At 64.2% G+C, this 14,301-nt stretch carries 14 protein-coding genes; 6 read left to right on the top strand and 8 right to left on the bottom strand.

The features are described from left to right. Positions 1-86: 86 nt before the first annotated feature. From OVA12_RS18470 to OVA12_RS18460, 3 genes are read right to left on the bottom strand one after another with little or no spacing between them, the layout of a single operon-like run. Positions 87-221, bottom strand: coding sequence for a hypothetical protein (locus OVA12_RS18470; RefSeq protein WP_268139899.1), 135 nt, complete (start codon positions 219-221; stop codon positions 87-89). Next, positions 214-432, bottom strand: coding sequence for a hypothetical protein (locus OVA12_RS18465; protein WP_268139897.1), 219 nt, complete (start codon positions 430-432; stop codon positions 214-216). Before OVA12_RS18465 ends, OVA12_RS18470 begins: the two co-directional genes overlap by 8 nt. Further along, positions 425-919, bottom strand: coding sequence for a group III truncated hemoglobin (locus tag OVA12_RS18460; protein ID WP_268139895.1), 495 nt, complete (start codon positions 917-919; stop codon positions 425-427). The genes OVA12_RS18465 and OVA12_RS18460 overlap by 8 nt, the downstream gene beginning before the upstream one ends. A gap of 94 nt (positions 920-1,013) precedes the next feature. Here OVA12_RS18460 and OVA12_RS18455 point away from each other — a divergent pair, with 94 nt between their 5' ends. Beyond that, positions 1,014-1,451 (top strand): RrF2 family transcriptional regulator, encoded by a 438-nt coding sequence (locus tag OVA12_RS18455; protein ID WP_268139893.1) that lies wholly within the window; start codon positions 1,014-1,016, stop codon positions 1,449-1,451. Positions 1,452-1,491: 40 nt separating this feature from the next. Here OVA12_RS18455 and OVA12_RS18450 read toward each other — a convergent pair whose 3' ends face one another. The 4 genes from OVA12_RS18450 to OVA12_RS18435 form a co-directional block, all read right to left on the bottom strand. Further along, positions 1,492-2,181: a Crp/Fnr family transcriptional regulator gene (locus OVA12_RS18450; RefSeq protein WP_268139891.1), complete on the bottom strand. Its 690-nt coding sequence runs from the start codon at positions 2,179-2,181 to the stop codon at positions 1,492-1,494. Positions 2,182-2,389: 208 nt separating this feature from the next. Beyond that, entirely contained in the window at positions 2,390-3,187 is a 798-nt protein-coding gene (locus OVA12_RS18445; protein ID WP_268139889.1) for a ChbG/HpnK family deacetylase, read from the bottom strand. Positions 3,188-3,298: 111 nt separating this feature from the next. Further along, positions 3,299-4,846, bottom strand: a complete 1,548-nt coding sequence (locus OVA12_RS18440) for a glycosyltransferase family 39 protein (protein ID WP_268139887.1) — start codon at positions 4,844-4,846, stop codon at positions 3,299-3,301. After that, positions 4,843-5,934, bottom strand: coding sequence for a glycosyltransferase (locus OVA12_RS18435; RefSeq protein WP_268141415.1), 1,092 nt, complete (start codon positions 5,932-5,934; stop codon positions 4,843-4,845). Before OVA12_RS18435 ends, OVA12_RS18440 begins: the two co-directional genes overlap by 4 nt. 286 nt (positions 5,935-6,220) lie before the next feature. On the opposite strand from OVA12_RS18435, the gene OVA12_RS18430 reads away from it, so the two are divergent. Then, entirely contained in the window at positions 6,221-6,682 is a 462-nt protein-coding gene (locus OVA12_RS18430) for a group III truncated hemoglobin (RefSeq protein WP_268139885.1), read from the top strand. A gap of 25 nt (positions 6,683-6,707) precedes the next feature. On the opposite strand, the gene OVA12_RS18425 is transcribed toward OVA12_RS18430, so the two are convergent. After that, on the bottom strand, positions 6,708-7,319 hold the full coding sequence (locus OVA12_RS18425; protein ID WP_268139880.1) for a TetR/AcrR family transcriptional regulator: 612 nt from the start codon (positions 7,317-7,319) through the stop codon (positions 6,708-6,710). A 267-nt stretch (positions 7,320-7,586) separates the two neighbouring features. Between OVA12_RS18425 and OVA12_RS18420 the strand changes: the two genes are divergently transcribed. The 4 genes from OVA12_RS18420 (at position 7,587) to OVA12_RS18405 (ending at position 14,252) form a co-directional block, all read left to right on the top strand. Beyond that, a complete protein-coding gene (locus tag OVA12_RS18420) occupies positions 7,587-8,768 on the top strand; it encodes an efflux RND transporter periplasmic adaptor subunit (RefSeq protein ID WP_268139878.1) in 1,182 nt (393 codons plus the stop codon). Positions 8,769-8,772: 4 nt separating this feature from the next. Beyond that, complete coding sequence (locus OVA12_RS18415; protein ID WP_268139876.1) at positions 8,773-11,886, top strand: efflux RND transporter permease subunit; 3,114 nt, start codon at positions 8,773-8,775, stop codon at positions 11,884-11,886. An 86-nt stretch (positions 11,887-11,972) separates the two neighbouring features. Next, entirely contained in the window at positions 11,973-12,731 is a 759-nt protein-coding gene (locus OVA12_RS18410; protein ID WP_268139875.1) for a 16S rRNA (uracil(1498)-N(3))-methyltransferase, read from the top strand. A gap of 147 nt (positions 12,732-12,878) precedes the next feature. Next, positions 12,879-14,252 (top strand): glutamate--cysteine ligase, encoded by a 1,374-nt coding sequence (locus tag OVA12_RS18405; RefSeq protein ID WP_106752164.1) that lies wholly within the window; start codon positions 12,879-12,881, stop codon positions 14,250-14,252. Positions 14,253-14,301: the final 49 nt, after the last annotated feature.

Genomic DNA, 14,301 nt, shown 5'->3' with positions numbered 1-14,301 from the left:
TTGAATGCGCATTTTTCACGCTGCCTACCCCGCGGGCAGCGCTGTCAGTCTCTCCGCGCCGCCGACAGGCCACGACTGTCCGGGCCTCAGTAGAAGAACTTCAGCACAAGCATGAGCCACAGGGGCATGGGAGCCGCGATCCAGATCAGGATGAACGGCAGCACGCGGATCGCCGGCTTCGCAATGAATGCCTGTGTTGCGGGGGAGAGTTTCTCAGACAAGACCAAACTCCGAAAGTGCAAGGTAAAACAGGGCGATGATGCCGGCTGTGAAGGCCAGGCGGGCATTGAACATCAAGCTGCGCCCGATCGCGTCGAGCCGCGGTCTGACCATCTGTCGCGAGTCGAGATACATGGACACGAGCATGATCGAGAAGACGATGAACCAGCCGAAGGTGATCACTTCAGCCACAAGTACAATAGTCTCAAGCATCGCGCACCTCGCTATTGTGGGCCGCGGACACAGCCGTCAGCTCTGACTGGCTGGCGCTGAAGAAACTGGCAAGCTGCAGGTTCTGCGCAATCCGTTCGGCGCAGTCGACGACCAGAGGACCGGCCTGCGGGCCAAAGACGTCGAAGGCAACCGGCCGGAAGATGCTGAGCCATGCCGGATAATCCCCAGCGACCAGCTCTTTCAGCGCAAGATGCGCCGGCAAGGGTTTGCCCTTGTAGGCCCCGTTCCGCAGCAGAACGGATTGCCAGAACATCTGCATCTTCGCCAGGTGCAGCTCCCACCGGCCGGCAAGACGCTTGTCAAAGATCGGCCCCAGGCGCTGGTCCTGCCGGATCTCGCCATAGAAGCGTTCCACCAGACGCGCGATCTTGGCTTCCGTGATCGACGGATGCAGGGCGAACCGGACCGGTATTGACCGGTCTTGTTCTTGATGGCCACCCGGCGCGGCCTCAGGGACGATGCTCATGCTGCAACCTCAAACATTCATTTTAGATGCATCTTTTTTATTGCATGACGCCGATCTAAAATCAACATCTGAAATGAATGTTTGAAAGAACCCCATGCGCCTCAGCCAAGCCAGCGACTTCGCCCTGCGGATCCTTGTTCATCTGGGACAGACCCGACAGCCGGAAACCGTGGACGGCCTGAGCCGCCGGCTCGGGCTGTCGAAATCGCATGTCATGAAGATCGTCGCCCAGCTCGGCCGGGCCGGCATCATTGCCACGACACGCGGGCGCGGCGGTGGCCTGACCTTGAAAAAGGACCCGGCGGAGGTCAGGCTCGGTGCCGTTGTCCGCGAAATGGAGGCAGACCTTGGCGTCGTCGCCTGCCTCCAGCATGAGCCCGGGGATTGCGTGTTCCTGCCGCGCTGCGCGCTGAAACACGCCATGGCTCAGGCAACGCGCGCCTTTCTCGACAGCCTTGATCGCCAGACACTGGCCGACATGATCATCGGCACGCAGCCCGCACGGATCGACCCGCCGGCTGAAGCTGTCTGACGAAACAGGTCGAGGTTAATCGTCGCGAATACGGCCGCCGTTACAGCGTTGCCGCCTTTTGCAGGATTTCCGGGCGTTCCAGACAGTAATAGCCGGAGATGCGGGTAATCGTGCCCAGCCGCTTCCACTCGTTCAGCACGCGGCTGACATTCTCGCGCGCAGCTCCCGCCATGTTGGCGATTTCAGACTGGCTGAGCTTGTAGTGGATGAGGATGCGGCCATTGTCGAGCGGCTTGCCGAAAGTCTCGGACAGCTGCAACAGCGTCTGCGCCACCCGGCCCGGCAGCGGCAGGAACGACCGCGCCGCAAGCACGTCGTTGGAGTGACGCAACCGCTTGCCGACGATGGCCAGCATATGCCGGTAGAGCTGCGGGTTTTCATCGGCGAAGCGTTCGAAGGCCTGCTTGTCGATGAAGGCGAGGCGCGCGGCCTTCAGGGCCGACACGGTTGCCGAACGCGGGCGGCCGTCCAGCAGCGCCAGTTCGCCGACGAGATCGCCCGGCCCCAGCACGGCCAGCAGTTGCTCGTCCCCCTCGACCGAGAGGATCGAAACCTTCAGCGATCCCTCCAGAATGGCGTAGCAGCCATTGCCCGGATCGCCTGCCTCGAACAGGATCGCCCCCGCATTGACCTTCATCGGCCGGGCCAGCTTGCTCAGCCCGTCTGCGAGTTCGCAAGGCAGGCCCTGCAAGGTGAAACTGTTTTCCAGAAAGCCAGCGAGATCCGCCACGGCTGATGCCCTCACAGCACGTCGAATGGTGGCCAACGTCAGACGTGCCTGCCCTGCACATCTGTGACCTGTATCACGTGCACTGTCTCAAACTCGGCCTATATGTACAAGCAGGGAAGCAAAAGACCTCCGGCTTCCCCTTACGTCCGTCCAAAGGACAGTTCCGAAAAGCAGCCCTCCCCCGCGGGCTGCTTTTTCGCTTTTGCGCTCAGTAGAGGAAAATGTCCTTCTCGGCGAGCGTGTTGAAGAAGGTCTGGCTGGCCAGCACGCGCCTTTGCACCTCGCGCTGCTCCACTTGCTGCTGGCGCTCCATCCGGCGCAGCCGGTCATCGGCTTCCCCCGGCCTGCACACGACCACCGCACGATCGGGCAACCCGTCGAAATGCAGCCGCAGCGCCGCCTGCAATGACGCTTCGTCGACAAGATCCGGCAGTCTAGGCCCGCAAGGCAGCGTCTCCAGCCCATGCCGCGCCGCAAAGCGGGCAAAGCGGCGCGCTTCCCATCCATCCGCCTGCGGGTAGATCAGCAGCGGCAGGGGAGCAACTTTCTGGTTCTCAAGCGCGGTCAGCACCAACCGCGCTATGGCGCGGTGCCGCATCAGCCCGTTGCGCAGGGTCAGGATCTGCGGCGCCCCGCCCCAGTAGTCCTGGAACCGCGCGATCTGCGCCTCCAGTTCGGCGACGATGACTTCATCCGGAAGAAGCCCGGTCACCGACCGGCGCGCGTACCATGCCGGAGACTTGAACGTCTCGCCGAAGGTCGACACCCAGCGCTGGCTTTGCGGCTTAAGGTCTTCGCCGCTGAGTACGGCCGTCAGCCCGACGAGCCCGTGCCCGCCGACTGCGTCAGCCACTTCACGCAAGGGCTTGTATTCCCGGCTCCACAGATCCGATGCGACAAGACAGCCGACAGCGCTGAGGCGGCCTTTCGACAGCAAATCACGCAAGGCCCGGTCAATGCCGAAGGCAAGTCCATAGTCGACCGCCGCAAGCGTGATGCGCTTCATGTCTGCCCCCACCCGCATGCCGCTGCGAGACCCCGTGATCTGACTACGGCATAATCGGGGGAAAAGGCAATGATTTCGGTACGTTCAGACGCAAGAGCAGCAATCACCCGGTCAAGGTGCGTTGCCGGAAAGCCACGCCTGCGGGTTGATCGGCTCCAGCGGATCACTCCTGGGATTGGCAAGCCGGTAGACGACCAGCTCCTCCAGCGGTGTTCCAAGGACGCTGCGGGTGAGGGTCGCAACGGGCGTCACCTCGCCGTAGAGCGCTTCAAGCTTGACCCTTTCGTCGCGGCGCGCCTCGGCGACATAGAGCCCGGTCGCGGCCAGCCGTTCCCGGTCCGGTGCCGGCATCATCACATAGCGGATGCGCTCGGTGAGCTGGATGACCGGCAGGCCGGCATGGCGCAGACCATAGGCCAGCTGGCCAGTCAGGCCATAGCCGGTGGTCGCGACATAGGCTGCGCCTTCCTGCGCTGCAATCCGCTCGACCTCGCCGGTGATCTCCGGCCAGCCGCGCAGCTGGAATGTCGGATCCTTGCGGGCGAACCGGCCGGTAAAGGCATCGACGGCGTGCAGCTGCACAACGATCCCAAGCGTCAGCCCGATCCCGATCGCGGCAATCGCGACCCCGCGCCAGATCCGCCCGGTCTGGCCGCTGATGAACACCGCCGCCATCACGCAGGCAACCGGGAACAGCGGTGCCGGCCAGTTGCCCTGCACCCGCGAATGCAGCGCATGGAACAGAAGATAGGCCAGGAACGGCAGCGAGGTCAGAAGCAGCAGCCCGGCCGCCCCGTCACCGTGCCGCAGACGCCGCGCCAGCAGCCCGGCACCGGCGACGGCCGGCACCGCGATCAGCGGATTGAGGAGGCCCACAAAGGCGCCGATGAATTCGAAGATGTATTTGCTCGTCCAGCCGCCACCGCGCCCGGCACGGCCAAACTGCTTGTAGAACGAGGCCCAGTCGTGGGCGTTGTTCCAGACAAGCGCCGGAGCGAACACGGCAATCGCCAGCGCGCCGCCCAGCCACAGTTGCCAGCAGAAGAACCAGCGCCGGGCCGACGGCACAGCCAGCAGCCACAGCACGATCCCCGCGCCGAGAAAGAGAACGGAATACTTCGACAAGAGGCCACAACCGGCGAACAGGCCAACGGCCAGCCACCAGTTGGCCCGTCCGGACACGTGCAGCTCCGCCAGCGCCCACAGCGTCAGGCCCCAGAACAGCACGGACGGTGCATCCGGCGTAATCAGGATCCCGCCAATGCCGACCAGCAGCGTCGCATTCAGAAACAGCACCGAAAGGCCCGCGACCTTGCGGTCAAACAGGATGTCCGCCATCCGCCACAGCGCCAGCGATCCAACGGCCGCCGACAGGACACCGATCAGCCGGAGGCCCAGCGCCGTGTCACCGGCCACCGCCTGGCCAAGCCAGATCCACCAGCCGACCATCGGCGGATGATCATAATAGCCAAGGGCCGGGTAGAGCCCCCAGAGCCGGTAATAGGCTTCGTCTTCGACCAGCCCGGCATTGTCCGCGCTCCACAGGCGGAACACGGTCAGAAGAACAACCACCCCCAGCACGAAACGCGGCGCGAGCCAGGCCGGCAGCTGTTGCGTGCCGTGGTCACGCGCGGCGGCGCCAGGGTACGGGCCACTCATGCCTTGCGCCAGGTGAGGACCGACGAGGCGGCGTAGTTCCAGACCGCGCCCATGGCCGCACCGGCCGTGCCGGCCAGCCACCAGACCGGCTCATTCTCGTAGATCAGGTTGGCGACGCCGACATTGGCCAGCACGCCAACGCTGCACACCGCGTAGAAGGTCAACAAGCCGCGGAGCATCGCCAGGCCGGAAAGGCGGCGATCCCGATAGGTCAGCTGGTTGTTGAGCGCGAAATTGGTCGTCATCGCGACAAAGGTCGCCAGCGTCTGCGCCACGTTGAAATCAAGCCCCAGCCCGAGCATGGAGCCACGCAGCGCAAACAGATGCACCAGCACACCGCTGGCCCCCACCAGCGAGAACATCAGGAAGCGGACCGACACGAGGTCGCCGAAATATTTGGACACCAGCAAACCCAGGTAATCGAACGTCACGAGCGTATCGAGCTTGCTCTCGCCCTCGCGCCGCTCGCGGAAAACAAAGGGAAACTCGACGATGCGCAGGCGGCCTTCGCCGCTCGCAACGATGTCGAGCAGGATCTTGAAGCCTTGCGCCGACAGTTTCGGCGCCAGCTCGTCGACAATCGGACGGCGCAGCATGAAGAACCCGCTCATCGGGTCGGTCAGCGTCACCTTCAGCAGCTTCTGCGCCAGGGCATTGGCAAGGTTGGAGCCTGCCGCACGGACCTTCGACAGGCCCTCGCCGATGGCACCGCCCTCGGCCTTGCGGCTTGCGACCGCCAGATCAACGTCACCGGTCTTCAGCGCCGCCAGCATCTTGGGCAGCAAGGTCTCGTCATGCTGCAGGTCCGCATCCATCACTGCGACATACGGGGCAGAAGACGACAGCATTCCCTCGATACAGGCGCCGGCCAGACCACGCCGGCCGACCCTGCGGATAACACGCACGCGTGGATCCGTTGCAGCGATCTCCCGGGCTGCTGCGGCCGTCCCATCGGGCGAATTGTCGTCGACAAAGACCACCTCGAAGGCAACACCTGCCAGCGCCTTGTGCAGCGCCGCCACGATCAGCGGCACATTCGCGCGCTCATTGTAGGTGGGCAGCACGACCGTCAGTTCCGGCACCGCCATGGATCCGGCCGGGACCGGGGCAGCTGCCGCGCCAGCCTGATGCAGGGAACTCACTTCCATGGAGACGGTCCGTTCGTCACGTTGAATGGCCTCGCCGCCATGGGGAGGCCTCTGGCCAATTGCGCGCGGAACATAGCCAAAAGGCCGGGTTTTGCAAGCAGAGCCCGTCTGACCTCAGGGCGTGCCAAGCGGCGCATTGTCGCGAAGCCCGGTTCCTGCTCGCCATCTCTGCGGCCTGACAGTACGTTGGCGCTGTCCGCAATGTGCCGAGGCCGAAAGCTCTTCGATGGATCCGATCGACATCCGCCCCGCTGTGCAGCGCGTTCCGCTGCATGGGTCAATCACCCGCGAGGACATCGCCACACTCGTCGACAGCTTTTATCTGCGCATCCGGGCTGACGCTCGCCTTGGCCCCATCTTCGACGCCCGCATGGCCGGCCACTGGGACGTGCATCTCGACAAGATGAAACTGTTCTGGGCGTCCGTGCTGCTCAAGAGCGGAGAGTACAAGGGCCGCCCTGTTCCCGCCCACATGCAGATGAAAGGTGAGGTCGAGACCGACGACTTCCGGCGTTGGCTCGAGTTGTTCCGCTCGACCGCACAGGATGTGTTCCAGGAGCCTGAGGCCGCCGCCGTGGTCATCCGCCAGGCGGAGAAGATTGCCACCAGCCTGTGGCTTGCGATGCTGGGCTCACCGTTTGATCGGCCGCCGGCCTTCCTGTTCGAAACGGCTGAAGCAAGGCCGTGAATGGCTCCCGCTCTGTTGGCCGGATCTAGCAGGAGGAGGCGCAACAACTCGGCGGCACGGCAAGAAGCTTGGCAAACAGCTCGAGCCGGGCCTCGAGCTGAGCCTGGCTGAAATGCTTCAAGCCGAACAGTTTCAGATACCAGATGCCTTCCACTGCCAGGAAGGCGAGTTCGGCCAGGTCCGGGGTCTCGCTTGTCGCCCGAAGTTCCACAAGCAGGCGCTCATTGTGCAGGCGCACTGGCTCCAGGAGACCTGGTTCCTCGGCAATGGCCGCCACCAGCCCCATCGGAGCCTGGGTCTCCGTACACAGATCCTGCGAAACGGCGGTAAGATAGGCCCGGATCAGCGCATTGGGTTGCCGGTCCCGTGTCAGATCGGCGTGAGCGGCGCGGATGGCTTCAGCCAGCCGGGCCAGATGACGGGCGACCATGGCCTGCAGCAGTTCGGACTTTGACGGAAAGTGATACAGCAGCCCGCCCTTTGACACGCCGGCGCGCTCGGCAACGGCATCCAGTGACAGGCGGCGGGCGCCATCTTCAAACACAACATCCATGGCAGCATCGACCAGACGCTCGCGGGTCTGCTCGCGGTTGCGCGGATTGCGCTTTCCCGTTGAACTGCCTGTCTCGCTCGTCACGCTTGCCTTGCCTGTTTCCCGGGCCTCGTCCCAGTCTGCCCCTCGCCATGTCGCTGATGCATAACAGGGCTGCTCGATCCCAGCTGTGTGCAACGACACTTGACTTTACCGTGCAGACGGTAAAGTTAGCAAGTCTGGATTGGGTGCGCATGCGGTTAAACAGGTCCGTGTCGTGTCTGTCGCTTCAGTCTGTTATGATGACCGTGTGCCCGTCCGGGTGCCGGTTCACTCTCTTGCGCGGCATATTCAGCCGCATGGCCAGGTTCAATGATCATCCGTTTTCTCCTTGCCCTTCTCGTCGTCGCCGGCCTTGGCTATGGCGCTTTCTGGTTTGTCGGTTTCAAGGGCGAAATGATCGCTGCCTACTTCAAGCAGCCGCGCCCGCCGGTGACGGTGTCGACCGTCGAGGTGAAGCCGCAGGACTGGACCCCAGGCATCGAATCCATCGGCACCGTCAAGGCTCGCCAGGGTGTCGACGTCCCCGCGCGCACCTCGGGCATCGTCAAGCAGGTCTACTTCACCTCCAACCAGGACGTGGCCAGGGACATGCTGCTGGTGCAGCTTGATGACGAGACCGAGCAGGCTGATCTGATCGCCGCCAAGGCCAATGTCGAGCGCGACAGCCAGGCGCTGAAGCGCACGTCGACCCTGACCGATCGTGGCTTCAACTCCACGTCCAACCTCGACAACGCGACCGCCGCCCTCGACGCCTCCCGTTCGCAGCTCGAGCGCGTGCAGGCCGCCATCAACCAGAAGCAGATCGTTGCGCCCTTCTCCGGCACCATCGGCATCTCGCGCATCGACGTCGGCCAGTACGTGCCCGCCGGAACGGCCATCGCGACGCTGCAGGATCTCAAGGTGATGAAGGTCGACTTTACCGTTCCCGAACAGCAGCTCACCGAACTGAAGATCGGCCAGGCCGTGCAGATCGGCCTCAGCGAGGGCGTCTACACCCACACCGGCAAGATCGCCGGCATCGATCCCAAGATCGATCCGCAGTCGCGGCTGATTTCGCTGCAGGCAGAGGTCGACAACACGGACGGCGCCCTGTTCCCCGGCCAGTTCGCTTTCGTCCGCATCGTGCTGCCGACCGAAAAGGACGTCATCGCCCTGCCGCAGACCGCTGTCGTGCAGAGCCTTTACGGCACCTATGTCTTCAAGGTCGTCGAGGATGACAAGCCGGCCACGGCCAATACATCTGCGCCGGCGTCCGCCGGCACCGGCGGCGAGGCTGCCAACAAGACCTCGGCCGCCGCACCGAAGCTCGTTGTCCGTCAGGTCTTCGTGACCGCCGGCCGCCGCTTCGGCGGGCTGATCGAGGTGACGAAGGGCCTTTCCGCCGGTGACCAGATTGTCAGCGCCGGGCAGAACAAGCTCAGCGTCGGCAACAGCGTGACGATCGACAACACGGTCAATCCGGCTGCGGCCGAGATGAAGATCGGGGGCTGACGCGATGAATTTCTCTGAAATCTTCATCCGCCGGCCTGTGCTGTCGACGGTGGTGAGCCTGCTGATCCTCCTGATGGGGGCGCAGGGCATCATCAACATGTCGATCCGCCAGTACCCGAAGATCGAGGAAACCGTGATCACGGTGAACACGATCTTCGTCGGCGCAAGCTCGGAACTGATCCAGGGCTTCATCACCACGCCGATTGCCAAGGCTGTCGCCTCGGCGGAAGGCGTCGACTATGTGAAGTCCAACAGCTCGCTCGGCATGTCGACGGTCACCGTCAACATGAAGCTGAACTCGGACCCGGACAAGGCGCTCACCGAGGTGATCTCCAAGGTGCAGCAGGTCCGCAGCAAGCTGCCGCAGGAGGCCGAGGATCCGGTGATCCAGAAGGGCACCGGCCAGTCCTTCGCCATCATGTATCTGACCGTGCTGTCGGACGTGATGTCGCCTCAGGAAATCACCGAGTTTTCCTCGCGCGTGATCCAGCCGCAACTGTCCATCGTCGAGGGAGTCGCCGACGCGCAGATCCTCGGCGAGCAGACCTTCGCGATGCGCATCTGGATCGATCCGATCCGCCTCGCCTCGCGCAATGTCACCGCTGCCGAAGTTCTCAGCGCGATCCAGCAGGCGAACTTCATCTCCGCGCCAGGCAAGACCGAGAACGAGTTCGTCGCCTACCAGATCGAAACCAAGACGACGCTGCAGTCGCCGGAAGCCTTTGCTGACCTGCCGGTCCGCTCGGACGGCATCGACGTCGTGCGTCTGCGCGATGTGGCGCGCGTGGAACTGGGCTCCAAGAGCACCGATACGCGCGTGTCCTTCAACGGGGAGGGCGGCATCTTCCTCGGCATCATGCCGACGCCGTCGGCCAACCCGCTCGACACTGCCCAGGGAGTCCGCGACGCGCTGCCGAAGCTGCAGGAAAACCTGCCGGAAGGCATGACGCTGACCGTCGTCTACGATTCGACCGAGTTCATCAGCGCCTCGATCGAGGAAGTGTTCAAGACCATCGCTGAAGCCGTCGTCATCGTGATCCTGGTGATTCTTCTGTTCCTGGGCTCGTTCCGGGCGGTTCTGATCCCCATCGTCACGATCCCGCTGTCGCTTGTCGGCGTCTGCTTCTTCCTCTGGGGCCTCGATTACTCGCTCAACACCTTGACGCTCCTCGCCATGGTTCTGGCGATCGGTCTGGTGGTGGACGATGCCATCGTGGTGGTGGAGAACATCCATCGCCATCTCGAGGAAGGTCTTAAGCCGCTGCAGGCGGCCATCATCGGCATGAAGGAAATCTTCGGGCCGGTGATTGCCATGACCATCACGCTCGGCGCGGTCTATGCCCCGATCGGCTTTGCCTCGGGCCTGACCGGCTCCCTGTTCCGGGAGTTCGCCTTCACGCTGGCCGGTGCGGTGTTCATCTCGGGCTTTGTCGCGGTGACCCTGTCGCCGATGATGTCGGCCCGGCTGCTGTCTGCCGAGCCGACGAAGTTCCAGAGCTTCATCGACAAGATCTTCAACGGCCTTGCCAACTGGTACGGCCGGCGGCTCCAGTCGTCGCTGCGCTACAAGCCGGCAACGCTGGTGCTGGTGCTCGGGCTCATGGGCACCACGGGCTACATGTTCGTGAACACCAATTCCGAGCTGGCCCCTGACGAAGACCGGGGCGCGCTGTTCTCGCTCGTCAACGGTCCAGAATACGCCACCTCCGATTACACTCAGCTCTACACCAATCAGTTCTACGCCCTAACGGATGATGTGCCCGGCGTCGCAGCCAGGTTCCAGATCGTTGGAAACGGAGCGACAAGCTCTGCGTTTGCCGTCTGGGTTCTGACGCCCTGGGATGAGCGGGACGTCAGCCAGAAGCAAGTGCAGCAGATGGTGCAGGCGGGCCTGAACCGGTCAGCCGGCGTGAAGGCCTTCGTGTTTGCTCCGCCGTCACTGCCGGGCTCCGGCGGCGGCCTGCCGGTGCAGTTCGTGCTGCAGACCACCGGCTCGGCCGAGCAGGTCTATGAAGTGGCTGAAAGCGTGCGCCAGAAGGCGATGGCCTCCGGCCAGTTCATCGTGGTCCAGAACTCGGCGTCCTTCGACAAGCCGCGCACCACGGTCCTGATCGACCGCAACCGCGCTGCCGCGCTGGGTGTTCCCGTCTCCGCCATCGGCCAGACGCTGAACCTCATGGTCGGTGGTGCCTCGGTGTCCAAGTTCGACCGTGACGGCCGCGCCTATGACATCATCCCGCAGGTCTCCAAGGACTTCCGCATGAACCCGGAACTCCTCGGCGAGCTCTATGTCCGCGCCAATGGCGGGGCCATGGTGCCGCTGTCCTCGGTGGTGACGATCAAGACGGACGCGACCGCGACCTCGGTGGACCAGTTCAACCAGCTCTACTCCGCGACCCTGTCGGCCCTGCCGATGCCGGGCGTGACCACGGGCACGGCGCTGGCCACCCTGCAGCGGATCGCGGGCGAAGAAATGCCGGAAGGCTTCTTCGAGGACTACGCCGGCCAGTCGCGCCTCGAGGTCAAGGAAGGCAACACCATCCTGGTCGCCTTCGCCCTCGCCGTCGTCGTCATCTACCTGGTGCTTGCGGCACAGTTCGAAAGCTTCCGCGACCCCTTCATCATCATGATGTCGGTGCCGCTGTCGATCTTCGGCGCCATCGTCCCCCTGTTCCTGGGGGCCGGCACGCTGAACATCTACACCCAGGTCGGCATGATCACGCTGGTGGGTCTCATCACCAAGCACGGCATTCTCATGGTCGAATTCGCCAATGCCCAGCGCGAGTTGCATGGCATGAGCAAGGGCGAGGCGATTGTCGAGGCTGCACGTGAACGCCTGCGTCCGATCCTGATGACCACCGGTGCCATGGTGCTGGGCGTCATTCCGCTGGTGATTGCCGACGGCGCAGGTGCGGCGGCGCGCTACTCGATCGGTCTGGTGATCTGCACCGGCATGTCGGTGGGCACGCTGTTCACGCTGTTCGTGGTGCCGATGTTCTACATGTACATCGGCCACGCCGACCGCAAGCATGACGAGGATGAGGGCGAAACTGCCCCCTCCGGACATGCTGCCCATGGCGGTCACACGGCAACCGAAGCTGACCCGGCCAAGGCCTGATCCCTGTCCGCCGCCCGTTGACCTGACGGGCGGCGGAACTACATCTGGCACCTGCCCTTTCCTTCCAACGACCCCTGCGACCTGCCATGCCCCGTTATGAATTCCGCATGCAGCGTCTCTTCGTGGACGCGCCCCTTGCAGGCGACAGCGCTGTCGAGGCCAGCAAGGACCAGAGCAACTACCTTCTCAACGTGCTGCGGCTCGGCGCGGGCGACGAGGTGCTGCTGTTCAACGGACGCGACGGGGAATGGCGGGCGAAGGTCGAGACGCCGACGCGCAAGACCTGTGCACTCGTTCCCGCCGAACAGACCCGGCCGCAACCGGCGGCGAGCGACTTCGACTATCTCTTTGCCCCGCTGAAACACGCACGCCTCGACTACATGGTGCAGAAGGCCGTGGAGATGGGGGCCTCGCGTCTGTCGCCGGTCCTCACGCGCCACACCCAGGCGACGCGGGTGAACACCGAGCGGATGAGCGCCAACGTCATCGAGGCGGCCGAACAATGCGGCATCCTGCAGCTGGCCGAGGTGCGCGAACCGCGCCAGCTTGCCGACGTCATCGGCAGCTGGGACAAGGACAATGCCTCCCGCCAGCTGATCTTCTGCGACGAGGGCGAGGCAAGCCAGAATCCGCTCGGCCCGCTTGAGGCCTTGAAGGCCGATGGCGCCCGTCCGCTGGCGCTGCTGATCGGGCCGGAAGGCGGTTTCTCGGAGGACGAGCGCGCCTTGCTGCGCCGCCAGCCCTTCGTCACGCCGATCCCGCTCGGACCGCGCGTCTTGCGCGCCGACACGGCCGCCGTTGCCGCCTTTGCCGTGGTGCAGGCGGTGCTTGGCGACTGGAAATGACCCATCGGCCGCAGGACGCGGCCAACCGGGCACGCGCCCGCAACATGCCGTCCGCGAAACTGATCGCGCATTTGTGAAACTACGTGTTTGTTCAAGGGCCGGGGCACCGCTATTGTGCCGCCCCAACCCGCTGCCGGAGACGCCCCCATGGCTCGCGACACCATCGATTCGACGCCGATCACCAGTGTCAGGGAACTGGCTGACCATCTTGCCTCGGGCTCCAAGCCCAAGGACCAGTTCCGCCTGGGCACCGAGCATGAGAAATTCGCCTTCTACAAGGCCGACCTGTCGCCGGTTCCCTATGCTGGCCCGCGCGGCATCGAGGCCCTGCTGAAAGGCATGGAAGGCCTCCTCGGCTGGGAGCGCATCTCCGACAAGGGGCACATCATCGGCCTCGCCGACCCGGTCGCGGGCGGCGCCATTTCCATCGAACCGGGCGGGCAGTTCGAGCTGTCCGGCGCGCCGCTCGACAACCTGCACCAGACCTGCCGCGAGACCAACGCGCATCTGGCGCAGGTCAACGAGATTGCCGAGCCCCTGGGCATCGGCTTCCTTGGCCTCGGCTTCACCCCGACCTGGAGCCGGTCGGATGTCCCGGTCATGCCGAAGTCGCGCTATGCCATCATGTCGGGCTACATGCCGAAAGTTGGCTCGCTTGGCCTCGACATGATGTACCGGACCTCGACGATCCAGGTGAACCTCGACTTCGCCGATGAGGCGGACATGGTCAAGAAGATGCGCGTCAGTCTGGCGCTGCAGCCGGTCGCCACCGCCATCTTCGCCAACTCGCCCTTCACCGAAGGCAAGCCGAACGGCTTCAAGTCCTTCCGCGCCGAGATCTGGAAGGACACGGACAACCAGCGCTCCGGCCCGATCCCCTTTGCCTTCCACGAGGACTTCGGCTTCGAGGCCTATGTAAACTGGGCCATCGACGTGCCGATGTATTTCGTCAAGCGCGGCGACACCTACTTCGAGGCGACCACCACCACCTTCCGCCAGTTCATGAACGGTGCGCTGAAGGACAAGCTGCCCGACGGCCTGCCGACCATCGGCGACTGGAACAACCACCTGTCGACGCTGTTCCCGGATGTCCGCCTGAAGAAGTATCTGGAGATGCGCGGAGCAGACGGCGGCCCCTGGCGCCGGATCTGCGCCCTGCCCGCCCTGTGGGTGGGCCTGCTCTATGACGAGGGCATCCTGGAAGACGCCTGGCAGATGGTGAAAGGCTGGACCGAGGCCGAACGCCTCGCCCTGCGCAATGACGTGCCGATCCACGGCCTGCAGACCCCATTCCGCAGCGGGACCGTGCTGGATCTCGCCCGCGAGATGCTGGCCCTGTCGCGCGAAGGCCTCAAGCGCCGGGCCCGCCTCAATGATGGCGGCCAGGACGAGCGGGTGCATCTTGCCTCGCTGGAAGAAGCCCTCGCCCTTGGCCAGTCGCCGGCCGACCAGATGCTGGAGCGCTATCATGGCGCCTGGGGCGGTGATGTCCGCCGCGCCTATCAGGACTATGCGTATTGATCAGAGAGGACATTTGACCGCACGGGCGCGAAGGCTGATCATGTGGAAC

Source organism: Pannonibacter sp. SL95, from assembly GCF_026672425.1.
GTDB lineage: Bacteria > Pseudomonadota > Alphaproteobacteria > Rhizobiales > Stappiaceae > Pannonibacter.
Note: the sequence above shows the minus strand (reverse complement) of the source record. Positions and strands in the feature narration are given on the sequence as shown.